Genomic DNA, 25,523 nt, shown 5'->3' on the forward strand with positions numbered 1-25,523 from the left:
AAAATAGCGGTCATTTTCAGAAACGAAGGCAAAGATAGTTTCATTGCCTGATTGTGGTGTAATAATGGTACCATTCCAATTTTCAATTTCAATTTTTAGAACTTTACTGTACCATTTTTTTATATCCTCTAGATTTTTAGTCCTCCAAAAGATTCCTCCAAAACCCTTTATTATCATAAGAATCTCCCTCCTATCCCATTGGTTATTAATTTAAATTCTAGTTTTGAAAGCGAATTCCTTCTTTCACTAACCTGTCCCGATAGTTGCATAGGAAAAAGCTGCCTTAAAGACAGCTTCGATCCTCAACAAACGCACCCGTTAGTGAAATAAATCTTAGATAAAAATCACAATAAATAGTAATCCTATACCAATAAGAACTCCACCAATCAACTCATAGTTGTCAAACAAGAAGAACAATTTACTTTTATTTTTAAAATCGAATGAAAGAGTTCTTTTTCTTAACCAAAATGCAAAAGTGACAATAAAAAGCAACGCGAAAAGAAGTAACATTGGAGTATTTTTAATATATGGTTCACAAGGTTGCCTCAGCAACTAGTAAAGCATCCATAGTTAAAGAAAGACATAGCTAATGAATGAATTTCCAGTTGTAAAAATGAGGAATGCGCCCATTCCGATAAACAGAATCCGCCAAAACCAATAGCTACTTATGAAAGGAAAAAAATCGATTTTTCCTTCTTCAATCTCTTTTATACCCTTATACAACCACTTGTTCTGAAACAAACCAAAATACAGGAAAACTACTCCCGTTACAAAAACAAATGAACCACCTATCATTTCCTCCACTTAATCGAACTCCCTACTTACTCATCTTACCATTATCTTAGTATTTATTACTTTTCAACAAACCTGTCCCAATAGTTGACTAAAGAAAAAGCTGCCTTAAAGAATACTTTAATCACCAATTGCTACTATTAACTTGTTTTTCAGTAATGCTTCTTTGCAAAGTTCTATTAACTTTTCAGCAAACTGTTTTATTTTTTGTCCGTATAAATTTTCTGTTTTGTATTTAACAACTATGCCCTCGCAAATGTTTACTAACTGATTTATTTCTTGCATCTAAAATATTGTAGCACCATATTGATCTAACCCTATAAGCAAATCAAAAGATCCTTTTTCCGTACAACCTTTATCGTAATCTTCTTTAATCTGAAGATACCCCTGCGACTCTTCATTAAATTTTACAGATTCATTTAAGTATGCTGTCTCTTTTATTGTGTTTGCAATAAAGAAATCAATTCCTAACATCGTGGTACAGCCAACATTTCGAAACTTTTTTTACTCAATTTCTGCCCAGATAGTTACATAATCCAATCTACAATTTCCTATTTTATGTATGGTTGGAGGTACTTTACTCCCATGAATTTTCGTACTTTTTTCTAATTTTATCGACTTTATTATATTCGCAAATGGTATCTGCTAATTGAACTTTCATCGTATTTTTTTCGACTATAATAGTAAAATTATTAGAGCCACCACCATAATCAAATTCGTAATCATTATTCTCTATATGCTTATATGTTCCAGAAGATTGTTCTCCGCCCTGGACTCTTGAATTTTGAATTTCGAAATTGTTTTCCCCTTTAAAGATAAAGGAGTCTCGACAAACACTATTTTCTTCATCCACCTTTTTCCATGTACCTTTCCAAGATTGTGCTTTTTCTTCACCACACGCAGCTAATACTAATACAGCCATCGTTGAGATCATTAACATTTTTTTCATTCATACACCTACTCCAAAGGTCAACTTTATTTCCGACTTTTAGTACGGACAAACAAGGTAAAAGTTACCTTTTCATAGTCATTATTGAAGTAAAGCAACTGTTAGTTGATAAAAAAAAGAAGAACTGTCGAAACAGCTCTTCGGATAAATTCTACGTCTATACTTACTTTTTCAAAACAGGGATCCATATTTCACTTCTAAATGTTGGTGAGGTTACATCTTTTTTTTCGTTCCAAAGGATTTCTGGCCCTTCTATTTGTTCATAGTTAGAGGATGGAAACCATTCCGAATAAATACGTCCCCATACATTTTGCAGTGTTTCAGGAAAAGGTCCGGCTGCTTCGAATACCGCCCATGTAGATGCATCAACTTCAAGCAGTGTTAAGTTATTTGGACACTCCCTCGTTGTTGCTACGCCTATATAATGATCAAGCTCCCCTTTTTCCTCCAACCTGCCTCCGGAAAAGTTCGCTGATGCACTAAGCAGTCCTAATGGCTCGACATTCGATAGTTTTTTGAGTTCATTTATCGTTTTTTCGTCTAAACTTTCCCACATAGAAGCAATCTCTGGATTAACCCCGTTAAAAATGATTGGAACTCTTTTTTTAATTCCAATAATGCGAAATGCCTCTTTTCCTTCTATTCGATAGTTCATTTCACTGCCTCCTTTAATAGATAGTTGGAAGGACATCGGTGGATAGGCTTTAAGTGAATGGCCATTACTTCTTGCTTCTGATGGTGTGATACCATGCAAATGTTGAAACGCTCTTGCAAAAGAGTCTGGTGAGCTGTACCCGTACATTATCGCTATATCAATAACCTTTATGTTGTTATTTTTAAGCTCAAACGCTGCAAGCGTAAGTCGTCTTCGGCGGATGTACTCGGATAGCGTAATACCTGCCAGGAAGGAAAACATCCTTTTAAAATGATATTCCGAGCAATAAGCTAGCCTTGCAACTTCTTTAAAGTCAATATCGTTCGTAAGATTTTTCTCAATAAATTTAATGGCACTATTCATATTTTTGAGCAAATCCAATTCAATGACCTCCTTATATCCATAGAATAGCAGGAGTTGAAACTACTCATCCGACATTTTGTGCACCATTATGTAGGGTATATTCCTTCAACTAACCTGCCCCTTTAGTTGCATAACAAAAAGGTTGCATCAGCAACCTCCCTTATTGATTCTGTAAATTTAATTCGCATACAAGCGATATTGGTCGCTTAATGTATCTCCATTACCGTAAATATAAGCTTTTGAGCCGGATGTATAGGAGGAATTATCATACTTCCATTTGATTCTGAGCCCCATATACCCACCTGCTCCATATGTGTTCGTGCCATTCTTCTTTATATATTGCGAGAAGCTGTCCCATGTCCGGGGGCCAACCACACCATCTACTTTCAAGTTGTTTTCTTTTTGATATTTCTTTACACCAGCTTCGGTTTTCGGTCCAAAAATCCCATCAACGTCAACGACTGCTGAATCCGTATAAAAGCCCATGACATTCAGGATATATTGCATATTCCTGACCTCTACCCCATGAGTGTCCTTCCGCAAAATAGAGTTTTTATCCCAGCTATCTGGATGGTGAAATCCTCCAGCAGATGCTGAAGCGGTGGAAAAAGATATCCCTAGGGCCATTGCTAATACTACCAAACTAGTAAGTAATTTCTTCATAGCGCCATCTCCCTCTTTTTTTGTGCATCCTAACCTCTTTACTATTTCCTTCCAGATAAGATATTCCCCTTCCGACCAATGTCCTGTTTTGAACCTGCAGCAAACAGTCACCAAAAGGACTACAGAAATAGGATAAATATACGCTCACAATGGGGATTTCTACGTTTCTAAGTGGCCCATGAAAACATTGTACTTTGCCTACTACTAAAACATAGTTGAGGATCACCCCTCAAAATAGCCCTTTTCAACTTCATTTTCATTTCTTAAAGCAAGTTATGAGCCCTCTCCCTTTATTCCATTCATAATTTGGGCAGCCACGAATCTTCTCTTCCCTTTTCAAACTCTGCGAAGGTCCACGAATATTATTGCAATGCTGATGGTCATAATATAACCAATCAAGAATAGAAGAATATATCGTTCCCCGAGTGTTTCATAGGAAGGAGGGAAGAATGATTCCTAATCAAAAAGTAAATAAGGGACTCATTGTGTTTGGTACGATCATCATCCAAATAGGTCTTGGCACTATCTACACCTGGAGTTTATTCAATCAGCCCTTGGCAGACAAGTTCGGCTGGAAACTCAGTTCAGTGGCCATCACCTTTTCCATTACAAGCTTTGCTCTAGCATTGGCAACCCTATTTGCCGGGAGACTTCAGGAAAAATGGGGACTACGTCGGTTAATTGCTTTGGCAGGATTAGTGCTTGGAACGGGATTAGTCGCTAGTTCGTTCGCTTCTTCGTTAATGGTTTTGTACATCACGGCAGGGATTGTCGTGGGGTTCGCAGATGGATTAGCCTACATTACTTCATTGTCCAACCTAATCAAGTGGTTTCCGGAGCGCAAGGGCCTAATTTCAGGAATTTCTGTTTCAGCATACGGAATGGGGAGCCTGTTATTTAAATACATAAACACATGGCTATTGAATAATGTAGGTGCCTCACAGACGTTTTTGTACTGGGGAATCATTGTAATGGCCATGGTAGTGGTTGGGTCGCGTTTTATACGGGAATCAACTGAGACAGCTGAAACTAATGCGTCCTCTCTCAAAGATTCAAACAATTATACCGTCAAGGAAATGATGCGGACAAGAGAGGTATATCTATTGTTTATCATGTTCTTTACCGCTTGCATGAGCGGGCTTTATTTAATCAGTATTGCTAAGGATGTGGGTGTAAAGTTAGCTGGCTTGGATGTAGTCACTGCCGCGAATACTGTGGCCATGATTGCCATTTTTAACACATTCGGACGACTGATCCTGGGAGCCCTTTCAGATAAAATCGGCCGGATGAAGGTGATTGCCTTTAACTTCTTTGTTACAGCTGCTGCAGTTCTGGTATTAAGCCTGGGGAATATTAGATACGGTCTCTTTTTTGCCTGTGTAGCTGGCATCGCCTTTTGCTTTGGAGGCAATATTACCGTATTTCCAGCCATTGTTGGTGATTATTTCGGGTTAAAAAATCATAGCAAAAATTATAGTATCGTATATCAGGGATTCGGCCTTGGTGCCCTTTCAGGAGCCTTTATTGGGGCAATCATCAATGGATTTAAGCCAACTTTCATGATAATAGCCATTTTATGCATCGTGTCCTTCATAATTGCTCTCAGGGTGAAGCCGCCTATCGCGCGCAGTGGAAAACCGGTATAAAGTTCCCTTTGAGGAGCTAGGTGACCTATGCAATAAAGGGCTTATGGTTGTATCCGCAAATACAAAAAAACATATACCACTATGAACAAACAGGAGGAAAAGAATGAAGCAAACAATCGCAGATTTATTAATTGACTCATTATTGCGTGCAGGGGTGAAAAGGATTTATGGGATTGTTGGAGATTCCTTGAACGCTGTCCTAGATTCAATCAGGCGTTCTGGCAAGATTGAGTGGATTGGGGTTCGACATGAAGAGGTAGCGGCATTTGCCGCAGGTTCGGATTCCCTATTGAGTGGCAGCATTGCTGTTTGTGCAGGCAGCAGCGGCCCTGGTAATCTTCATCTTATCAATGGTTTATATGATTGCCATCGCAGCCGTATTCCCGTTTTAGCCATCGCAGCCCATATTCCAAGCAACGAAATCGGGAGTGAGTTTTTCCAGCAGACGCATCCCGAACATCTGTTTAAGGAATGCAGCCACTTCAGTGAGGTGGTGACAAAGCCTGAACAGATGCCTCGAATGGTTACAATCGCCATGCAGCATGCAGTTTCAAGAAAAGGTGTAGCTGTGTTGGTTCTGCCAGGAGATGTAGCAGCATTGCCTGACAATCAAACCGTCCCGGAACAGGTTGTACATGTGACTCAACCTATTGTTCGTCCATCCGATGCCGAATTGAAAAAACTGGCGGAATATCTAAATGGAGGGAAACGGATTACTTTATTATGCGGTGCAGGATGTGAAGGAGCCCATTCACAACTAATGGAACTCTGTGACCGATTGAAGTCCCCTATGGTCATTGCCCTAAGGGGGAAAGAACATCTAGAGTATGATAACCCTTACTCTGTAGGTCTTACCGGCCTAATTGGCTACTCCTCCGGCTTTCACGCAATGATGGATTGTGATGTATTGCTGATGCTCGGTACTGATTTCCCTTATAGACAATTCTTTCCTAAGAAAGCCAGTATCCTTCAGGTTGACCTCAGGGCAGAGAACCTTGGGCGCCGGGCAAATCTAGCCTTGGGGCTTTGCGGTGATGTCAAGAACACGGTCGAAGCTTTGCTTCCTTACCTAACAGAGACGCATGGCTCGCGGCACCTGGATAAATATGTCGATCATTATAAAGATGTCCGCGAAGGGCTTGATGAACTTGCGGCAGGGAAACCAGGCCATACACCGATTCACCCTCAATATTTAACGAAAATGGTCAGTGATCTTGCCAGTGAGGATGCTGTATTTACATGTGACGTCGGAACACCTACCTTGTGGGCAGCCAGGTACCTCGAAATGAATGGGAAAAGAAGATTATTGGGATCATTCAATCACGGTTCGATGGCAAATGCCTTGCCGCAAGCAATTGGGGCTCAGTGCATCGATTCAGGCAGGCAAGTTATTGCCCTTTCAGGCGACGGTGGCCTTGCCATGTTAATGGGGGATATGCTAACTCTTCAACAGCATAACCTGCCTGTAAAGATCATCGTTTTCAATAACAGTGCGCTAAGCTTTGTCGAATTGGAAATGAAGGCAGCGGGCTATTTGGAGACCGGTACAGAGCTTAAAAACCCGAATCTAGCAGCCGTTGCCCAAGCAATGGGAATCATGGGGATACGCGTAGAAGACCCGGCAGACCTCCCGGATGCACTGAAGCGAGCTTTTGAACATAATGGACCTGTATTATTGGATGTACTCGTGAATCGCCAGGAAATATCCCTTCCCCCACGAATTGAATTTGGCCAGGCACAGGGTTTCACATTATGGATGGTCAAGGCAGTTCTGAATGGTGACGGTAATAAATTAATTGAACTTGCCAAGACAAACCTCCTTCGCTAGGTTCGATAAAAAGGGATTCATATACTAACTTTGAATCCCTGATTATTATGGGTGATTTATGAAATGAGTATTTACCACCTTTTACCTTGAAGTTCAAAAACAAAACCAAGTATATAGTTTTTCCATTTTCTTCTTTATTGACAAAATGAATAATTAAAAATAAGTTTCTATGATTATCAAACAAGTTACCTCAGATGAAAGACGTAGCAAGATATTCAAAGCCTTATCAGAAGTAAAGCGGATTGAAATCATTCGTTATCTTTATCATGATGAAAATAAAGATAAAAATTCATACGGAGAAATTGGTGAATCAATCGGAATAAATAAGTCAAACGTTTCATACCACATTAAAATTATGGTTGAAGCAGACCTAATTGATGTAGGGCGTGATGGGCAATTTAAATATATAAAAATAAGGAAGGATACATTTCAAGAATTTTTACCTGTTTTTTTGGCAACTTTATAGTGGCCGAAAAACCATTCTTTTTCATCATTAGTTTTAAAGTTTTAGAACTATTAAATAAAAAATGAGGTGAGTTTCTTATGCGAAATTGCGGGAGTTTCTCGCTCTGGCTTTTATAACTACTTTTCTTCAGAAGCTCAAGAAAGAAGAGAGCAAAGAGAAGAAAAAGACTTGATACTTAAAGAAAATATTTTAAATGCTTTTCATTTTAAACGCCGTCCTTACAATGATTTTTGAGAGGATGTGTCCGTCTTGGAACGTAAAAATACAGGTAAAAAATATAATAATGAATTCAAGAAGACTATTGTAGATCTTTATCACTCGGTTAATTCGGTCAAAGAATTAAGCGGCGAATATGGAGAATCAGAAGTTACCATTTATAAATGGGTTAAAGAATTTACCCCTATTGGTATAGGGGAAGAGTCTATGACTCCAAAGGAATTAGCCGCCATATAGAAGGAAAACCTTCGGTTAAAGCAAGAAGTTGAAATCTTAAAAAAGGCTATGGACATATTCGCGAAAAAGTAACCGAGACAGATCTTACCGAATTTATTGAGGAACACAAGAAACAATATCCCGTACAGAAGATGTGTGAAATACTAGAAATCCCAAGAAGCAGCCATTATCAGTCCCTTCAAATAGTCATATCAAATCGCGAACAGGAAAACCAAGAACTCACAAAGGAAATCCATCTCATTTACTTGGAAAGCAAGGGACGAAATGGGGCGCCAAAGATTCATGAAAGCTTATTAATCAAAGGGTTTTCCCTAAGTCTAAAGCGTGTTCAACGTTTAAGGAGCATGGCAAGAATTCGTTCTATTACTAAGAAAAAATACCGTCCCTATCCATCTAAAGAAAAGGTTATTCAATTGGATAATTTGCTAAAACGGGACTTTACTACTCAGACCATTAATGAGAAATGGGTAGCAGATATTACGTATATCCACACGTTAAAAGACGGACGGTGTTATTTAGCTTCGGTATTGGATCTTCATTCTAAGAAAATAGTAGGGTATTCATTTTCTCGTTCAATGACGACAGAACTGGTCATACAAGCAGTCAATAACGCTCACTTTTCCCAAAAGCCCTCGGAGGGCTTAGTTCTTCATACGGATCTTGACTCACAATATACAAGCAGTGAGTTTACTTAACATATTCAAAATCATCATATTAAGCAATCCTTTAGTCAGAAAGGTTGCCCGTACGATAATGCCTGTATTGAATCCTTTCATGCCCTATTAAAAAAGGAAGAAGTCAACCACGTACAATATCTAGACTATCAAACAGCTAAATTAGCGATGTTCCAATTTATTGAAGCAGCTTGGGCTATCAAACCCCACAAGCCATTGAAGATTTAATTAGGAATACAGCTTAAGATTTAACTTTTTTGTGTCCAAAATATTGACTCAAATCCATTATTTAACTAAACTCAAGTTCATTATTTTTGATATTTTGTATTTTGCATTGCCCATAAAACCCACAAAACCATAATTAAATTAATAAAAAATAAATTCATTGTAATTCTTTCATGAAAAACAATTGAAATAACATCATTAACAATTAAACTAACTAAAGTTAATAAAACACCTATTAACAATGCATGAACAGATAGTTTTAATATCTTCACTTCTGAAAAGTTTGGTGAATTTAATATTTTATCTCACTCCTTAAACAGCATCGTAAGCATATATAATTACCAATAGCACCGATCTTCAGCTAACGCACCCGTTAGTTCTTTAAGACTTATGCAGAGTTGACACAGACTGTCTGGGTTAAAAATTTGTCATAACTGCTTAATTAGCATCTTTTTTTTCATAAATAATCAATGCTACCCTGATAATTAAAACTATGAAAAGGGCAATACCTATACTAATATCTAGTGTTCCTTCGTCTTCGGGTTTATTAAAGAATCCATTAACTGTAGTGAATGCTAGAAGAATTATATAAATATATACTTCATTTTTTTGGAGAAATTTAATTGGGACTACCCCCTTTAGTTCAATATGAAAGAGCTGCCTTAAAGACAGCTCTGATTTTCAGCTAACGCACCTGTTAGCTCAGTAAGGAATGATTCAATACTCAACTATATTTAGCCACAGACCACCAGGACCAATGGTTACGTGAGGGATTTTATTTGATTTAAATATGTTGTAAATATCAATGTTCTTCTTGTTTAATATATATAAATGTTGAGATACATCAGTATCTGAAAACACTAAAAAATCCATTGTTGTAGACCGTAAGTAAAATTCGTACATATATTGTTTTTTCCTATCCTTTACATACCCTAAAAACCCTATTGTTCTTACGGATATGTGTGTTAGAGGGAAAGGAAATTTATTAATTATAATAAATTCATTTGAAAGTTCGTTAAAGAGTTCTTCTTCCCATTCAGGAATAATGGCATAGATATAACATTCCTGCTACTTCACAACAAATGCAACAATCCCTATAATAATAAACAGAATTCCACCCAAAAATTGTCCTAATCCTGAAGCTTCTCCCATTAACAGTAAATTGAATATGTTTTTGTTTTTTCGATTTTTTCCAAATAAGCCATCATCTGTTCTCATACGATAAATACCCCAAACTACTAAAACTAACCCAAAAATAAATGGTATAAAAAGCATTACAATTCCTCCGTTGTTTGGTTAATATGTGCATCTTTGTGAAATGTATTATTTGTCATCCTCATCGAAAATAAAAGTTTCTTCGATTGGTAAATTAAAAACTGTAGCTATTTTATACGCTAGTAGCACAGATGGATTATACTTTTGTTTTTCTAATGAGATGATCGTTCTAGAAGATACACTTACTTTATCAGCTAATTCTTGTTGCGTTATTCCATATTCTATTCGCAATTCTTTTACTCTATTTTTCATAAATCCTCCGAATTAAAGGACAAGATTGTAATACTTTCTAGACCCAATTTCACTAATTATTAAAGATACTAAGACAACAAATAATGCAGTATTTGTTGGAATTACCACAAAATTAGTTAAAAACATAAGAATTATAATTTCGCATATTAGAATATGCAAAGAAAAGTGAGCAACTTTTCCATCAATTAAAGCATCTCTTTCGTCATATTCCTTTGATAATTCCTTTTCTAGTGATTTATTCTTTCGGGATGTTATGTAAGAAATTGTTGAGTACAACAAAAGTATTCCACCTAGGAATACAACGATATATCCAAAATTAAATCCTACTGATGTATCGAGAATTATTTGAATGATTCCCAATATAATTACCAAGGTTGAGACTAAAAAACGCTGTATGAATAGATTTTTCAAACGTACCTCTCCTAATCAACTTATTCTCTTGGAGTGAAGTTTACTTCATGTGAAGTTTATTTCACGTGAAGTTAATTTCATAATAACCTTTTATAAAACAAACGTCAATCGGTAAAAAATAGTTCTCTAAGTAACGAAATTTTTCATCATTTGAACAATTTTAGTTTTACTAGTGTTCAACTATCCTGCCCCGATAGTTGCATAAAGAACAAGCTGCCTTAAAGACAGCTCTGATCTTCAACTAACGACCCGTTAGTTCTATAAGAAAAGCGAACCTTCTTCAAGAATCACGCCCTTTAATGGAACAATGAAAATAGGAACCCAAATGTTAGCTTGTTTTTCTTGAACTAACGCTCCCGTAGAATTCTCCACAAACCTTGCTGCTAATTTAAACCATTACATGAATGCTGTACTGTTAGTACGAATTTAAGCACGATTAAAAGTTCCCTTTATAAACTCTATAATTACCAGACAGGTTTTAACCTCGATGATAGTTTATCTTCATTTTCTTCATAAACTAATTTTGTTAAATCTTCTTTGAGCATTTGCAGGCGTTCAGCACCTATGTTTTCAATCCAACGTTGCTCAATCTCAGTTAGTATCTTCTCTTTTGCTTTCACAACTAACCAACCTCGTTCGGTCAAAACAATAATTTTCCCTCTCTTATCAGTGGGATGAGCTTTGCGCATTACATAGCCACTTTTCTCAAGATAATCCACCATTTTACTCACAGCTTGCTTTGTAATTCCTAAATATTCGGCTAGTTCTATACCTGTTGCTCCATTGGGAGTGATGCATTTAAACATAAAACCATGTGCAGGTCTAATATCTCCAAATCCCAATTCACTCAATCTGTCATGTAATTCATTAATTGATGTACTAAAGGATAATGATAAAAGCGATGTAAGATCCAATTCACTAAATACTTCATGATTCATACATAAAACCTCCTTAAATAAAGTCAATTAGGTTGACTTTATTTGAAATCCATTGTACTATACGTAATGTAGTCAATCAAGTTGACTATAATTCGATTATAAAAAATAGGATTCACCGAAACAAAATTAATACATTATGGAGGGTTCTCATGGCTAACATCTTTAAAATTAGAGGAAGTGTATTTGCACCGTATGCTTGGTTGGAACCTATTAAAGATCCTGCAACAGAAAAGATATTCGAATACACTGGTGACGCACGTGAATTTACACCATATGCTGTAAACACTATGCGGTCAAGATTAGAGCAAGAAGTGATTATTGATTTTTATAAAAAAGAAATTTTTTCACATGCAAATGCTTGTATCGTAACTGTTAAAATTACAAATCCAGATGGTTCACTCGAGTATAAAAAGGGAAAAACAAGTACAGACAATATTGAATGCACTAATGTTGTGTGGGGCGATGACGAAGTTTCTTTTAAAATGAGTGCTAGTGCCAGCAATCCTTTAAATGCAGCAGCACCCGCGGCTGATTATTTATTAACTATACATGTTAACAAGAGTGGTGTTGTACAAATTGAAGGTGCACATGATGGGTTCCCCTGCTATGAATTTTATAAACAAACAGATTTTGGTCCATTTGAATTAATATATACACATGATTTCAGAAAAACTGGTGACACTCCGGCAGCGCTAGCTGGGGATATGGAATACAGTTTTAAAACGACAATCTAGATATAAATACCAAGTAGAAGTATACAAGCAGCAAATATTAAATGAAAAGCAATTGATCATACGAAAGAAATTGTGATCTGTTTTGCTCAATGGGTCAATATTATTATTACCCAAAATAAAATTAAGAATTACAGAGGTGTGCCTCATGACTAATATCGTTAAAGTTAGAGCAAGTGTATTTATCCCAATGTCTTGGACTGACCCTAAGAAAGATATTCAAACGGGAAACATAATCCAATTCGAAGGTGATGCACGTGATTTTACACCTTATGCGGTAAACGCTATGCGTTCTAGAGTGGAACAAGAAGTAGTTGTAGATTTTTACAAAAAAGAAATTTTCACATATGCGAATACGGGCATAACAACAGAAAGAATCACAACTCCTGATGGTTCCGTTAATAAAAGAACAGGAAAAGCTAATACGGAAGGCATTTTGTGCACTGATGTTGTATGGGGGTCAGATGACGTCAAATTTCAAATGAGTGCAAGTGCTAGCAACCCATTAAATGTATATGCACCTCCGGTTGACTATCTATTAACTGTACATGTCAAAACAGATGGTATTGTCGATATTCAAGGTGAACATGATGGATTCCCTTGTTTTGAATTTTATAAGCAAGTAAATTTTGGTCCGTTTGAGCAACTTCATACTCATGACTTCAGAGAAACTGGTGATACACCTGAAGCTCTAGGCGGAGACATGGAGTATAGTTTTAAAAAGATATTGTAAAGACAATATGATTCCCTTTTTAGTGAATAAATATATAACAACATAAGAGTGAGCAATAGGAGGAAAAGCGAATGACATCCATTTTATTTGTAAAAGCAAACAATCGCCCAGCAGATCAATCGGTTAGTGTAAAATTATATGAGGCTTATTTATCGAGTTACAAAGAATCACATCCAAATGATAAAGTAATAGAGCTTGATTTATACAAGGAAGAATTGCCATATGTAGGAGTAGATATGATTAATGGCACTTTTAAAACTAGTAGAGGGCTTGAGTTAACAGCAGAAGAAGCAAAAGCAGTAACTGTTGCTGATAAATATTTAGAACAATTCCTTGCAGCTGATAAAGTTGTGTTTGGTTTCCCATTATGGAACTTAACAATTCCGGCTATACTACACACATATATTGATTATTTAAACCGCGCGGGCAAAACATTTAAATATACGCCAGAAGGTCCAGTAGGTCTGATTGGAGATAAGAAAATTGCATTATTAAACGCAAGTGGCGGTGTATATTCTGAAGGACCAAAAGCTGAAGTAGAAATGGCTATTAAATATGTAGCAAGTATGATGAGCTTCTTCGGTGTAAAAAATATAGAGAAAGTAGTGATTGAAGGTCACAATCAATTCCCAGATAAAGCAGAAGAAATTATTGCTGCAGGGCTTGAAAAGGCTGTTAAAGTAGCAAGTACGTTCTAATTAATAAAACACTTGTCACTCAATATAGCAGTACCACCACTTTTATAGCGGTGGTACTGTTTTTTTATTCTCTCATCTTGCTACTTTTGGGGAGTTAGAACCCAATTGATGTAATATTTCCATTTTAATCTTATAAAAAGATAGAAAGAAGAAATACATTACAATGGAACGTTGATAGACAAAATATATACACTTGATTTCCTTCTTCAACTATTCTGACAAAACCTTGATAATGCATAACCCTATAAAATAATTTATATAGAGATATTTTCGCAAAAATTTCATATATTCTCCCCTTGAAAATAAATCCAATTGATATCTAAAGTCTATCATAAGCCCAGTTAGCTACCATTAAGACAGCTCCGATCTTAAACAATTTCTGGTTCATCGAGGTATGAATTACTATTTTCCCCATTCCTTAGCTAACATACCGTAAACAATGTGGTCAACATAATGGTCATACAACCATTCTGCTTGTCTGATACACCCTTCATTAACAAAACCCAATCTTTCGGGAATTCCTCTACTTTTCTTATTCTCCACAGCCACCCTAATTTCCACTTTATCTAGTTTCAATTCATTAAATGCATAATCAGTCAATGCCTTAGCTACTCTTGTCATAATTCCATTTCCTTGATAACCTTCTCCGAGCCAATAACCAATATATGCCGTTTTGTTTGACCAATTTATTTGGTTATAACCTGCTACACCAACAATAAGTCCGTTATACATAATAACTGTATTAACACTCTTGTTTTCAGCAAGACCTTGTAAAGTCATATGAATGAACCCTTTTGTATCTTCAAGTTTTGTTGTACGATCCAGCCAAGGAAGCCATTCTCGTAGGTATTCCCTGGATTGATTTGTTATTTCGAAAACTCTTTCTGTATCCTTTAATTCTATCAGTTTCAATGATAACTCCTCATCTATCTTATGTAAGAACATACTCATCCCCCTAGTTTTTCTATTGGTTTATTTTGTATATTAACATATATGATTAATAGATAAATGACTTGGAGTGAATCCGACCCTTTCGTTCATTAAAACCAAAATCAAGTAACGACTTTATAAATAAGCTCTTAAAGGACATGACAAAACCCCACCTGTTATCGTTAGCAACTGGTGGGGTTTCTATTTGGCTTCTACATCTACATCAACCGGGAGGTCCATCTTGTTCAATCACGCCCTTTCATTAAACAGCTAATTTACTGTATTGATCCAACTGATCTTTGGTTAAATTTTTAATGAAGTGGTCGAAGTTGATCGACTCCATTTCATATCTGTCACAAATCTTTAAATAACTTTCATAGGCTTTAACGTAAATGTTCATCATCTTGACTCCTCCTTCTGTTATATAACAATAAATTTAACTTGTAAATAATATATAACAATGTTAATTTATTGTCAATATAGTTTTCTGAAAATTCTAATTAAACATCCTTTCCTTTAGTATTTCCCCCATTGTTCTTCTCTAACCGTCTCAGTAAAAAAAAACTGACATTGCTCTTTAATTGGATAGTTTGCCTTTATATGAGCTCTTTCAAGTATACCTATCCTATAAGTTCCTTAAGAATATTGAAGCAGGGCACCTGTTAGCTGATTAAGGATTTTCCCAAACATAAAAAAAGCCAACAGCTAGCTATTTCTACCTTTCGTTTCCGAAACTAGCCAATTAAGTGTTTAACTATTATGTCTTGGGCAAATAAGGATAAAAACCATCCTCCCATTCCTAGGCCTAATGAAACAAATAAGTGTATTGAATGCTGTAGTGCCATCCATATTATCACCAACATAAAACTGTTGCCGGTATACCCCATAACACACTTAAAGCAAATTCACTTAATGTTTCCATCTGTTCTCCTTGTATATATAGCCATAAAATACTTAGAACGCTAACGATAGGTAATGCAGCAATGATTCCGCCTTGATTAGGATATCTTCGTGAAATTTCTGTAATAACCCCAATGATAATAGCTGATACGATGATTTTAACGATTGTAAACATCTTTTGCTCTCTCCTTCATTAATGTAAATGCTTCTAAGATGAGTGGCCTTTCCTCATGACTCATTTTTTCAAAGAGAAGCTGTTCAAGCTTTTCTTCATCGAGACTGGAATGACGGTGCAATACATCACCTCGCAAGTCAGTAAGCATTAGAATTACCTTACGCTCATCCTTAATGCTGCGGGTTTTACATACATACTTTTTCTCTAATAAGCGATTAATATGCTCTGATGCGGTGTTATGGGACACATGAATGGCTTTAGCAATTTCCTTATCCCCACTTCATTTTCTTTTTGAATAACTTGCATGATCCTTATGCTTTGGTGAGTGATTTTTTCTTGATGGGTATAACGCAATTGATAGTAAATATCCGTCCATAGTTGATTTACCTGCACAATTTCTTTCAACATATGAATAAAAAGCAATTTATTCAACAAACAAAAAAAGTTATGCACATAGTCAGGAGAAAGATTTGAAGAAATAAGGATTATCCCTATTTCCCCTTCCTTTATCCACATCTTGTGCACAACTTTATTGAAATTTCTTCACGTACATCTGAAAAGTAATCATGATTTTTATGATTATCATCATTCTTAAATGAACCGATACGGCTTCAATTGTTAGGGGTCCACCTTTTCATCCTATGAAGTAAGGGACCATCTGAATGATTATTTTCCCCTATTACAAAATCCGTCATATAGTAGGTCAAATATTGTCCATAATGATTATTGGTTTTTAACAATAACTCATCTACATAATAAACCCCTTTTGGGATTTGATCCATTAGCAGCACCGATAAGGCAGCATATATACCGCAAGCCACTTGAAAGTATGTGGCATTGGTTTTATATTTGGAAAAGATATCTTCATTACTTGGTACATTGTACATATAATGCTCTTTTTGTTGATAAACAATAAGGACACCTACTAGATCTTCCCCTTCAAGTTCGTCTTTAAGCGGATCGAGAACCTCCATTTCATGGTCCCATAATTGATCTACGTCATCCAGTTTCGAGCGGATTAACTCCGTCGTATGGTCATTTACCTTATATAAAAAGCCGCCTTCCATATCAAACAATTTGCCCAAAGTGTATACTTCTTCATGAGGCATTAAACAACCGTAAAACTGCTTGTCCCCTAAAGTGACTTTGAAATCCACATCATAAACATTTTCATATAAAAAGAGCGGCGTATGGTGATTCATAAACATCGGGTAGCTTGATATGGCCTCATCCAGAAAGCCTTCGGGAGACCATGTTGTGTAAATGACGTCCTTTTTTGCCTTCGCTTTGTCCTTAAAAAAATAATTGTCATGCTCTACAATATAACAGCCAAGCGGACGTTCCCCTGAATCTTTCTTTAAAAGCTCAATGGCCATCCATTGAACCACCCCTGGATTCATTCCCGAACCAATGATGGCTGTTGAATTTGAAAATTGATCTTTATACTTTTCAAAATGCCTGAATCGTTCAATTAAAGGAAATCCATGAGATAATTCTTCCTTTTCATCGATCGTTGTTTTTTCTAAAGCGGAATTAATATAATTAACACCTAATGCATTACAGCAATCTAGTATTTCAACCGTATCCGCCCGTGATAGATCTATTACACAAAATGTTTTTGTGCTTTCAAGATGCTTAGTAAACCTCTTTGTATCTTTTAAATCAAGTTGATGGAATACAAAGTGATTTTTTAGCTGTGGAAATAATTCATGATAATATTTTTCTTCTTTTTGTTTAATATCGATTAAATGTAAAGTACAACTAGAAATAAAATGATGGATTGGATCCTTTTTATCAATAACTGATTTATTCAATATCGAAAGTATTGATTTTGCGGCCCCTCCCGCACTTCCTAGAATGGTTATCACTTTTTTGTTATCATCCATTTCTACACCTCGTCACCTTTTACTTTAAACTATGTAGTTTAAGATGAAATGCAATGGACAAGTATCATTTATTCTTGAATTGAGCCATATGTACAAGCTATTTTCTCTACCCTTTTATAAAAAAGAAGCAGAAAGGCAGTTTCCCCCCAACAAAAAAAGTCATGCGCAAGATTAGGAGAAAGGAAAAAATTAAGGATTTCCTCCTTTCTCTTCCTTTGTCCACACTTTATGCACAACTTTACATTTCATACGGATCTATTCCGCTCTAACGAAGCAGTGCCCCATAATCTTTAGACTAAATCAGATTTCCATGCCCCATCGATTCTTTTCGGTTTCCTTCATCTGTTTTTCCGTTTTCTCGGGATGGACGGTACGAAATTTATGATGGTCAGCAGGGATGATTTCAATCATCTTCTCAATCATGTCTTCCGGATCGAATTGGTTCTTTAATCCCTCTTCTTGTTTTTTCATATCCTCTGCTCTTGTAAAATTCTTGGCTTCATCAAACCACTTCCATTTTTCCTCTGCCGCCCTGTCGTTAAAACCGGTATCGTAGGCACCAGGATTGATGGTCGCAACCTGCACCCTAGATCTCTCAAGCTCATCCTTCAAGGTTAAAGCAATTCCCTCGATGGCATGTTTGGTTGCTGCATAGGGACCGCCATATGGTGTCGTGATGATCCCAGCCATTGAACTCAAAAACACGATTTTCCCGCTTCCTTTTTTGACCAGCTTTCTTGCAGCATGCTGAACGGTTTCAAGTGTAGCGAATACATTCACTTCGAAAAGCGCCCTGAATCGGTCCATCGGCATTTCCCCGAGCGGTCCGCCCTCATTGATCGCGGCATTTGCCACAAACACATCAAAGTCTTGGTTATCAATTAAAGCTCGATCACGTGTGTTTGTAATATCCAATTTGAATACGTCCATATCCAAGCCCTGTTCCTGCGCTTCCCTCATTAGATCCGTTTTCTGAGAAGTGATTTCCGTTGTGGCAATTACCCGATGACCCCCTTTTTGCAAGTCCGAGTGCGGCGCCTCTTCCAAGCTCGCTGCCCGCGCCAGTAATGAAAATTGTTTTGGCCATCTTCCATTCCTCCTATCAAAGCTCTCTACTGTTTCTACTTCCCATAAACGAATGACATAAACCATTAAAAATGGTATACCCATATACGCATTTATCCGTTCTATTAAAGGGAAAATGATAGATATCACCCTAATTCCTGCATCTATTATCCTGATATGAGTAATAAACATAAAGGGATACCCCAAGGAAAAAGGAGAATGACTATGAATTATAAAAATATCATGATTGCCGGCTGCGGGGTTTTAGGTAGTCAGATTGCATTTCAAACCGCTTATAAAGGATTCCATGTATTTGTATATGACATCAATGATGAAGCAATAGAACGTGCAAAAGATAGAATCTCTAATTTGAAGCCATACTACAAAGAAGATTTATGGGTTACGGAGGAAGATCTCAATACTGCTTATGCTCGTATTTCTTTCAGCAGTGATTTATCTACGGCATTTGCTGAAGCTGATTTTGTGATTGAAGCGATTCCAGAAGTGGTTCAAATCAAAACGGATTTTTACACGGAGTTAGGAAAACTGCCTCCCGAAAAAACAATTTTCGCAACGAACTCTTCGACATTATTACCGAGCCAATTTGCCAAACCGGACTTTTTACAAGAATAATGAAGTTGTATGCAGGAGAAGGAGATGTCCTTGGAACATCTCCTGTTTTTAGTGTTCAAAAAAAGACCCCGAAATCAGGGTCAATTGATGATGTGCATGATTAAAATAGTGATATTTTGATTGAACCTTATCCCCTATATTTATAAGCTAACCCTTTTAAGAAATTCCTGGCGAATTTATCCCCGCACTCTTTATAATTTCTATGACCAACTTTTCTTAAAATGGCGCTTAATTCTCCTTTGGTAATCATGACTCCTGCTTCTTCCAAGATATCAATCATATCCTCGCTTGTTAATGTCAGCGCGATTTTCATTTTCTTTAGCAGAATATTATTCATGCTTTCCTTATTCTTTACAGTAGGTGCCGGGTTTTCTGGCTGGCCGGGTTTTGGTTCTTGTTTCCCTCTTTTAAAAATGATCAAGCCATTTAAAAAGGACTCCAACATCGTATTATTACATTTTAAACCTTCATCATCCATATCATCTTCATCGTATTCATCATAGAAACCATCTTTCGGCTTTGTGAGCATCTGCATGACTTCTTCTCTTGTCACTTCAATATCCCCTAGTTTAAATATCTCTACCATATCTTTATTTTTTATATCCAGCGCATATCTTAATCGAATTAATATATCATGATTATGCATTCATAAACCTCCTGTATATTTTTCTTTTTTCAGTACCTTCATTATTTCACAAATGGATGGGAATAAACGCAGCTGAAAATCCTGGAACCCCTTTACGGATTCCCGGATCCATCTGCCTATTATTTTCTTTTCAGTTTCGTGACTACTTCCACATGTGCAGAGTGTAGGTGGCAACACAAGGGTGCCGGTGGGTTTATTACATTCTTAAGACCTTTTTCTTTCAGAAAACAGACTTTATCAAAACAAAAGTTGCCGGCTTCAAAGGAACTTGAAACTGAATAAAATAAGTACACATGAGTTGATGTGATTCATTTTTTCTCTAACTTTTTGAGAGTTACATCATTTCACTGTCCCCGTCCCATCAACATTCTTTTCCAAAGTTATCAAGCAATGCACGCACTTCATCTGTTGATTTCGTGTTCATTAATTGATTTCTTAATTCACCAGCTCCACGGAATCCTTTGACATAAATTTTGAAAAAGCGATGAAGCCCTGTGATTGAACGTGGCAGTGCTTCCGCATATTGATCTTGAAGATCAAGCTGCAGTCTTAAAAGATCAAGGTATTCTTTACTGCTATGCTCTTTTGGCTCTTTTTCAAAAGCAAAAGGATTTTTAAAAATACCTCGCCCGATCATAACGCCATCAATACCATATTGTTCAGCAAGCTGTAGCCCAGTTTGACGGTCAGGAATGTCTCCATTGATTGTTAGTAGCGTATTTGGTGCGATACGGTCACGTAATTTTTTGATTTCCGGAATTAGCTCCCAATGCGCATCTACTTGGCTCATTTCCTTTCTTGTACGCAAATGAATAGAAAGGTTCGCAACATCCTGTTTTAAAATATGCTCTAGCCACTCCTCCCACTCATTTACATCCTTATAGCCAAGTCGTGTTTTCACGCTTACAGGCAGTCCGCCCGCTTTTGCTGCTTGAATAAGTTCTGCCGCAACGTCTGGACGCAGAATAAGGCCACTACCTTTCCCTCTCGATGCCACATTCGGTACAGGGCAGCCCATATTAATATCGATGCCTTTAAATCCTAGCTCTGCCAAGCCAATACTCATTTGACGGAAATATTCGGGATTATCCCCCCAAATATGTGCCACCATTGGCTGTTCATCTTCTGTAAAAGTCAAACGGCCACGCACACTTTTCATGCCCTCTGGATGACAATAGCTATCCGAGTTTGTAAACTCTGTGAAAAATACATCCGGTCGACCGGCTTCACTTACTACGTGACGAAAAACAACATCTGTCACATCTTCCATTGGTGCAAGTACAAAAAATGGTCGTGGTAAATCACGCCAAAAATTATCTATCATTTCAAACTCAAATCCTCTCACTATGGATACAACTTCAAACTCTCGGTCAAAAAATATAAAGCCAAATGTTCCACTTCTTTTACACTTATATCATGCTTAATAACTTATTATCAAACACAAGTACATTTGGACATTTATAATTTGTGAAAAACTATTGGTAAAAAGTTAAAGGAAATCTTAATACTAAATAATTTAACACCACAAATTCTCCATTCATTAGTTGAAAAGATTACTTGTACTTCAACTGGCGATATTCATATCAATATAAATTTGTTAATCTGTTACAAATAAAATAAGGAAAAGGCAACTCCCGTATAGGGTTAGTTGCCTTCTTTTAAAATGAGTTGAGAGACACACTCCACATGGCTCGTCTGCGGGAACATATCCACAGGCTGCATGGATTCTACTTCGTATAATGCGCTCAAATCTTGAAGGTCCTTCGCCAATGTAGACGGATTGCAAGATACGTACACAATGGTTTTTGGTTTAACTTTCAAGATTGTCTGAAGTAAGGATTGGTCACAGCCAGATCTTGGCGGGTCGACGACCAGAACGTCCGGTTTCCAGCCTTCTTTCGTCCAGCGTGGAAGGATATTCTCGGCTTTGCCTGTTTCATAGTATACATTTTTGCGATTATGTTTTTTTGCATTTTTCTTGGCGTCCTCAATCGATTCTTTAATAACGTCCATTCCTCTGACTTCCTTGGCATTTTCAGACAGCCATAGTCCAATGGTTCCAACGCCGCAATAAGCGTCAACGACCTTTTCCTTGCCGGTTAAAGCTGCTGCTTTTTTCACTTCATCATATAAGCGAACAGTTTGGACCGGGTTAAGCTGGAAGAATGTACGGGCTGAAAGCTCATATGAAAGGTCACCCAATGTTTCGTTGATGACTTTTTCGCCTGCCAGGTGAATCGTTTTTTCGCCAAAGATAAGCGACGTGTTTTGGTTGTTAATATTTTGAACGACTGATTTCACTTCAGGCAGTTGGTCACGTATTTGTTTAAGCAGCTGATCTTTTTGTGGAATTTCCTCTGCTCCTGTAACAAGGACAACCTGCACTTCGCCTGTTTCAAACCCTACCCGTGTGATGACTGTACGGATTACACCTTTTCTTTTTCTTTCGTTATAAATCGAGATGTTCAGGTTCTTCAGGATCTTTTTCACTGTACGTGTAACCTTATTTGTTGCCTTATGCTGTACAAGGCAGTTCGGGATATCGATCAGTGTATGGGAATTCAATCCATAAAGGCCAGCAATCAATTTACCATCTTTTTGTCCGACTTGGTACTGACTTTTATTGCGGTAATTCCAAGGATCTTCCATACCGATCGTTTCTTGTATATTTAATGAAGAAACCGGGAAATTCGAATGACGTTCCATTGCTTGAATGACGATATCGCGTTTTTCAACAAGCTGCTGGTTATAGCTTAAATGCTGTAACTGACAGCCACCGCATTCTGCGTAAACCGGACATGGTGCTGCAATTCGGTGCGGTGATTCTTTCCGGATGGTTTTAATTTTCGCCTCGGTGAAGTTTGGCTGTACCTTTGTGACCAATGCTACAATTTCTTCACCTGGTAAGGCTCCCGGGACGAAGACGACTTTCTTTTTGAAATATCCGACTCCCTCTCCGTTAATGCCTAGCCGTTTAATGGTCAGTGGAAGGGTTTGGTTCACTTCTAGTTTTGTATCTTGAATGTTTGTCATTTCTTTTCACTCCGTTTTTCGATGCTTCTCCACAAATAGAGGGAAGCGTAGCTTAGATATGGAGCCCATTTAACACTATAGGTTTCCATTTCTTCTTGGGTTGGCTTTTGCGGTAGGCCATATAGTATTTTCAAGGCATTTTGAATGCCAATATCGGCTTTTGGAAAAAGGTTCGGCCGTCCGAGTCCAAAAAGCAGGAAGTTTTCAGCCGTCCATCTGCCGATTCCGCGTATTTTTATTAGTGTATCCATAACCTCTTGATCGGATAGGTTAGCCATTAAATCAAGATTAAGATGGCCTTGAATGATTTGCTCGGAAAGTCCGATCACATATTCTGCTTTCCTGCCACTGAATTGAATGGCCCTTAATTGCTCAATTCTTAGTTGGGCGGTTGTTTCCGGTGTTGGATAAAACCATGCCCCATCTATCTGATAGCCGAATGTTTTTACGAATCTTTCTGTGAGCGTATGCGCAAAAGATAAGTTTAACTGCTGATGTATAATGCATTTGACGAGGCAACTGTAATAATCGAAATCCAAGACTATGGCTGTACCGCGGTGCTCTTCGAAGATTTCCTGTAAATCGGATTCCCGGAAATGCTGGGAAACCCCTTCTAACGGTTGATGCCAATGAAAAACCTTTTTTAACTGTTCGATTGCTTTAGACTTGTACGCCTCCGAATGGCCTTTAATGATAAAAGCTGGTTCTTCGATATTCCCAATCGCTTGAACCTGCAAAACGATAGGTTCTTTTTCTATATATAGCGGAACTTTTACCGTCCTGTTAGTAAAATCAACTACCTGAAGTGGGTCTAACGATAATCGTTCGAGAACTAGATCGAAATTATATGGTCCTTGGACCAGTAATTTTTCTGTCCACACAAGCGATCCATCCTTTAGCAGTTTTCCACGTATTATAGCATGTTTCCTGAAATATTACTTGAAATTGAGGAGAATGGAAAAAAGCGGGACCTGTATTTTCCCTGCAGGACCCGCCTTTTATTAATAAAGCATTCGGTTTGGCAATTGTTTTTCAATCATTAAATCATCAAGGCTCCTGAATGTGTACCCCTGTTTTTCAAGATCCGTCAAAATCGAGTCCATTGCCTCCGCGTTATCTTTTGATACGGTATGCAGTAATAAAATTGCGCCGGGATGAATCTGCTTAAGCACTTCATCATGAGCGAACGCAGCACCCCTTTGTTGGTCAACGATCCAGTCTTTATAGGCGAGTGACCAGAAGATGTGGTAATATCCCTCTTCTTTTGCGACCTCCATGGTTCTTTCATTAAATACCCCACGGGGCGGCCTTAAGTAATTCATCCCCTGTTGCCCAGTTAATTTCTCCGTAGCTTTTTTAACCCGCTCCAGCTCGGTGCGAATGACATCGTCCGTTACACTGGTCATATCAGGATGGTTCCATGAATGGTTCCCTACGATATGTCCCTCATTCGCCATACGGACAACAAGCTCTGGTGCCGTTTTTAAGTAATGACCCGTGATGAAAAAAGCTCCAGGAGCCTTATGTTTCTTCAGAACATCTAGAATTTGTGCTGTATAGCCATTTTCATAACCGTTATCAAACGTTAAATAGATAGCTTTTTTCTTCGTATCACCTTTATAAATCGCATCATATTTAGGCAGCATCTCATTGAAGTTTTTTCCAGCATCGGCTGGTGTCCCATTTTTCCCTTTATTGAAACCCCAGTTATAGGACTCCGCCCAAGCCGGGCTTGCCAAAGAGCAGATCAAGCATATGAAAGCTGATAAAATCACCATTTTTTTCATTGGAATATCCCCCATGTCCATTTTTCTTAGTGTTTGGAACATGTAGATTTATATGCATGATATTGTGAAGGTCGGATATTTGGCTTGAAGGTCGAATTCCTCTCGCTTTAGGTCGATTTATTGGCCCGAAGGTCGAATTCCTTCCGCTCATGGCCGAATGATTCCCACCTGCGTGGAATCCAACATACAAACCTGATTCACCACGCAAAAAAGGGCCTTTCCTCCGAAAAGGATTGGCCCCCCATGTTATTTTATCCTTTAAATAGCGCTTGTGCCGCCTTCCAAACAATGACGATTGCGAAAATGATAACGATTACAATTCCGACTACGTCTAGGAAAGTTTCAAGACCGGAGAAGATCGTGTTTGCTACAGGAAGTTGGATGAAAGCAAAACCGGATAACATGGCAATAAAGAATAAGAAATAGCTATTCTGCATGAAAATCCCCCCTTTCTCTTCTAATGTATGTGCGAGGGTTCCAAAAGATTGTACTTTTTTGAGGTAATTATCGCCTTTTTTTTCATATACATTAGCAAGGGGGCGAATACGATGCTGGAATGGATAATAACCATAGGTTTTATTGGTTGTCTTGGTTTAGGTGCAGGAGTGTTTGTTCATTTTGTAAAAAGTGGATTGAATTTAGAGGATTCATCAAGGATTGATCCATTGCCGGATATAGAGGATTGAGGATAAAAAAGACGCTCAACCGATTGGTGA

The 25,523-nt window shown here is 37.5% G+C and carries 25 protein-coding genes and 6 pseudogenes; 9 read left to right on the forward strand and 22 right to left on the reverse strand.

Annotated features, from left to right (window positions below):
• The 6 genes and pseudogenes from LQ203_RS19385 to LQ203_RS19410 form a co-directional block, all read right to left on the reverse strand.
• A pseudogene (locus LQ203_RS19385) lies at positions 1-174 on the reverse strand (glyoxalase); the annotation flags it as partial.
• A 396-nt stretch (positions 175-570) separates the two neighbouring features.
• Positions 571-804 (reverse strand): hypothetical protein, encoded by a 234-nt coding sequence (locus LQ203_RS19390; protein ID WP_230160428.1) that lies wholly within the window; start codon positions 802-804, stop codon positions 571-573.
• Between the two features lie 273 nt (positions 805-1,077).
• Complete coding sequence (locus LQ203_RS19395) at positions 1,078-1,266, reverse strand: hypothetical protein (protein ID WP_230160430.1); 189 nt, start codon at positions 1,264-1,266, stop codon at positions 1,078-1,080.
• A gap of 103 nt (positions 1,267-1,369) precedes the next feature.
• Complete coding sequence (locus LQ203_RS19400; RefSeq protein WP_230160432.1) at positions 1,370-1,741, reverse strand: hypothetical protein; 372 nt, start codon at positions 1,739-1,741, stop codon at positions 1,370-1,372.
• 163 nt (positions 1,742-1,904) lie between these two features.
• Complete coding sequence (locus LQ203_RS19405; RefSeq protein WP_230160434.1) at positions 1,905-2,777, reverse strand: AraC family transcriptional regulator; 873 nt, start codon at positions 2,775-2,777, stop codon at positions 1,905-1,907.
• Positions 2,778-2,936: 159 nt separating this feature from the next.
• Positions 2,937-3,422 carry a peptidoglycan-binding domain-containing protein gene (locus tag LQ203_RS19410; RefSeq protein ID WP_230160436.1) on the reverse strand — a complete coding sequence of 162 codons (486 nt, stop codon included), beginning with the start codon at positions 3,420-3,422 and terminating at the stop codon, positions 2,937-2,939.
• Between the two features lie 449 nt (positions 3,423-3,871).
• Between LQ203_RS19410 and LQ203_RS19415 the strand changes: the two genes are divergently transcribed.
• The 4 genes and pseudogenes from LQ203_RS19415 (at position 3,872) to LQ203_RS19430 (ending at position 8,734) form a co-directional block, all read left to right on the forward strand.
• Positions 3,872-5,068: an OFA family MFS transporter gene (locus tag LQ203_RS19415; RefSeq protein WP_230160438.1), complete on the forward strand. Its 1,197-nt coding sequence runs from the start codon at positions 3,872-3,874 to the stop codon at positions 5,066-5,068.
• A 103-nt stretch (positions 5,069-5,171) separates the two neighbouring features.
• Positions 5,172-6,896, forward strand: coding sequence for a ubiquinone-dependent pyruvate dehydrogenase (gene poxB, locus LQ203_RS19420; RefSeq protein ID WP_230160442.1), 1,725 nt, complete (start codon positions 5,172-5,174; stop codon positions 6,894-6,896).
• 169 nt (positions 6,897-7,065) lie between these two features.
• Positions 7,066-7,362, forward strand: a complete 297-nt coding sequence (locus LQ203_RS19425; protein WP_230160444.1) for a helix-turn-helix domain-containing protein — start codon at positions 7,066-7,068, stop codon at positions 7,360-7,362.
• Between the two features lie 249 nt (positions 7,363-7,611).
• Positions 7,612-8,734: pseudogene (locus LQ203_RS19430) on the forward strand (IS3 family transposase).
• 1,048 nt (positions 8,735-9,782) lie between these two features.
• On the opposite strand, the gene LQ203_RS19435 reads toward LQ203_RS19430, so the two are convergent.
• The 4 genes from LQ203_RS19435 to LQ203_RS19450 all read right to left on the reverse strand — a co-directional run bounded on the left by LQ203_RS19435 (position 9,783) and on the right by LQ203_RS19450 (position 11,590).
• Positions 9,783-9,989 (reverse strand): hypothetical protein, encoded by a 207-nt coding sequence (locus LQ203_RS19435; RefSeq protein ID WP_230160446.1) that lies wholly within the window; start codon positions 9,987-9,989, stop codon positions 9,783-9,785.
• A 48-nt stretch (positions 9,990-10,037) separates the two neighbouring features.
• On the reverse strand, positions 10,038-10,241 hold the full coding sequence (locus LQ203_RS19440; protein WP_230160448.1) for a helix-turn-helix transcriptional regulator: 204 nt from the start codon (positions 10,239-10,241) through the stop codon (positions 10,038-10,040).
• A 12-nt stretch (positions 10,242-10,253) separates the two neighbouring features.
• Positions 10,254-10,652: a hypothetical protein gene (locus LQ203_RS19445; protein ID WP_230160450.1), complete on the reverse strand. Its 399-nt coding sequence runs from the start codon at positions 10,650-10,652 to the stop codon at positions 10,254-10,256.
• A 464-nt stretch (positions 10,653-11,116) separates the two neighbouring features.
• Entirely contained in the window at positions 11,117-11,590 is a 474-nt protein-coding gene (locus LQ203_RS19450; RefSeq protein WP_230160452.1) for a MarR family transcriptional regulator, read from the reverse strand.
• Positions 11,591-11,739: 149 nt separating this feature from the next.
• Here LQ203_RS19450 and LQ203_RS19455 point away from each other — a divergent pair, with 149 nt between their 5' ends.
• The 3 genes from LQ203_RS19455 to LQ203_RS19465 all read left to right on the forward strand — a co-directional run bounded on the left by LQ203_RS19455 (position 11,740) and on the right by LQ203_RS19465 (position 13,752).
• The gene (locus LQ203_RS19455; protein ID WP_230160454.1) at positions 11,740-12,324 is read left to right on the forward strand and encodes a DUF3238 domain-containing protein; all 585 of its coding nucleotides are present in this window, start codon (positions 11,740-11,742) and stop codon (positions 12,322-12,324) included.
• A gap of 145 nt (positions 12,325-12,469) precedes the next feature.
• Positions 12,470-13,054 carry a DUF3238 domain-containing protein gene (locus tag LQ203_RS19460; RefSeq protein ID WP_230160456.1) on the forward strand — a complete coding sequence of 195 codons (585 nt, stop codon included), beginning with the start codon at positions 12,470-12,472 and terminating at the stop codon, positions 13,052-13,054.
• Positions 13,055-13,125: 71 nt separating this feature from the next.
• A complete protein-coding gene (locus LQ203_RS19465) occupies positions 13,126-13,752 on the forward strand; it encodes an FMN-dependent NADH-azoreductase (protein WP_230160458.1) in 627 nt (208 codons plus the stop codon).
• Positions 13,753-14,154: 402 nt separating this feature from the next.
• Here LQ203_RS19465 and LQ203_RS19470 read toward each other — a convergent pair whose 3' ends face one another.
• From LQ203_RS19470 to LQ203_RS19495, 6 genes and pseudogenes are all read right to left on the reverse strand, one after another.
• Complete coding sequence (locus tag LQ203_RS19470) at positions 14,155-14,697, reverse strand: GNAT family protein (protein ID WP_230160460.1); 543 nt, start codon at positions 14,695-14,697, stop codon at positions 14,155-14,157.
• 247 nt (positions 14,698-14,944) lie between these two features.
• Positions 14,945-15,085: a hypothetical protein gene (locus LQ203_RS19475; protein WP_230160462.1), complete on the reverse strand. Its 141-nt coding sequence runs from the start codon at positions 15,083-15,085 to the stop codon at positions 14,945-14,947.
• A 331-nt stretch (positions 15,086-15,416) separates the two neighbouring features.
• A pseudogene (locus LQ203_RS19480) lies at positions 15,417-15,757 on the reverse strand (DUF3147 family protein).
• Positions 15,741-16,165: pseudogene (locus LQ203_RS19485) on the reverse strand (MarR family transcriptional regulator). Before LQ203_RS19485 ends, LQ203_RS19480 begins: the two co-directional pseudogenes overlap by 17 nt.
• Before the next feature lie 203 nt (positions 16,166-16,368).
• Positions 16,369-17,643 carry an S-adenosylmethionine decarboxylase related protein gene (locus LQ203_RS19490; RefSeq protein ID WP_230160464.1) on the reverse strand — a complete coding sequence of 425 codons (1,275 nt, stop codon included), beginning with the start codon at positions 17,641-17,643 and terminating at the stop codon, positions 16,369-16,371.
• 300 nt (positions 17,644-17,943) lie between these two features.
• A pseudogene (locus LQ203_RS19495) lies at positions 17,944-18,730 on the reverse strand (SDR family oxidoreductase).
• A gap of 203 nt (positions 18,731-18,933) precedes the next feature.
• Between LQ203_RS19495 and LQ203_RS19500 the strand changes: the two are divergent.
• Positions 18,934-19,320, forward strand: a pseudogene (locus LQ203_RS19500) (3-hydroxyacyl-CoA dehydrogenase NAD-binding domain-containing protein); the annotation flags it as partial.
• Positions 19,321-19,468: 148 nt separating this feature from the next.
• Here the strand turns inward: LQ203_RS19500 and LQ203_RS19505 are convergent.
• The 6 genes from LQ203_RS19505 to LQ203_RS19530 all read right to left on the reverse strand — a co-directional run bounded on the left by LQ203_RS19505 (position 19,469) and on the right by LQ203_RS19530 (position 25,244).
• The gene (locus tag LQ203_RS19505) at positions 19,469-19,987 is read right to left on the reverse strand and encodes a DUF1456 family protein (RefSeq protein WP_230160466.1); all 519 of its coding nucleotides are present in this window, start codon (positions 19,985-19,987) and stop codon (positions 19,469-19,471) included.
• Between the two features lie 361 nt (positions 19,988-20,348).
• Positions 20,349-21,311 carry a tRNA-dihydrouridine synthase gene (locus LQ203_RS19510; RefSeq protein ID WP_230160619.1) on the reverse strand — a complete coding sequence of 321 codons (963 nt, stop codon included), beginning with the start codon at positions 21,309-21,311 and terminating at the stop codon, positions 20,349-20,351.
• A 320-nt stretch (positions 21,312-21,631) separates the two neighbouring features.
• Positions 21,632-23,020 carry a 23S rRNA (uracil(1939)-C(5))-methyltransferase RlmD gene (gene rlmD / locus LQ203_RS19515; protein ID WP_230160468.1) on the reverse strand — a complete coding sequence of 463 codons (1,389 nt, stop codon included), beginning with the start codon at positions 23,018-23,020 and terminating at the stop codon, positions 21,632-21,634.
• Positions 23,017-23,901, reverse strand: coding sequence for a DNA-3-methyladenine glycosylase (locus LQ203_RS19520; RefSeq protein WP_230160470.1), 885 nt, complete (start codon positions 23,899-23,901; stop codon positions 23,017-23,019). Before LQ203_RS19520 ends, rlmD begins: the two co-directional genes overlap by 4 nt.
• Before the next feature lie 120 nt (positions 23,902-24,021).
• Positions 24,022-24,798 carry a delta-lactam-biosynthetic de-N-acetylase gene (gene pdaA, locus LQ203_RS19525; protein WP_230160621.1) on the reverse strand — a complete coding sequence of 259 codons (777 nt, stop codon included), beginning with the start codon at positions 24,796-24,798 and terminating at the stop codon, positions 24,022-24,024.
• A gap of 260 nt (positions 24,799-25,058) precedes the next feature.
• On the reverse strand, positions 25,059-25,244 hold the full coding sequence (locus tag LQ203_RS19530) for a hypothetical protein (RefSeq protein WP_230160471.1): 186 nt from the start codon (positions 25,242-25,244) through the stop codon (positions 25,059-25,061).
• Positions 25,245-25,355: 111 nt separating this feature from the next.
• Here LQ203_RS19530 and LQ203_RS19535 point away from each other — a divergent pair, with 111 nt between their 5' ends.
• Positions 25,356-25,493 carry a hypothetical protein gene (locus LQ203_RS19535; protein WP_230160473.1) on the forward strand — a complete coding sequence of 46 codons (138 nt, stop codon included), beginning with the start codon at positions 25,356-25,358 and terminating at the stop codon, positions 25,491-25,493.
• Positions 25,494-25,523 lie beyond the last annotated feature (30 nt).

The organism is Peribacillus sp. Bi96, from assembly GCF_918698115.1.
Taxonomy (GTDB): domain Bacteria; phylum Bacillota; class Bacilli; order Bacillales; family DSM-1321; genus Peribacillus.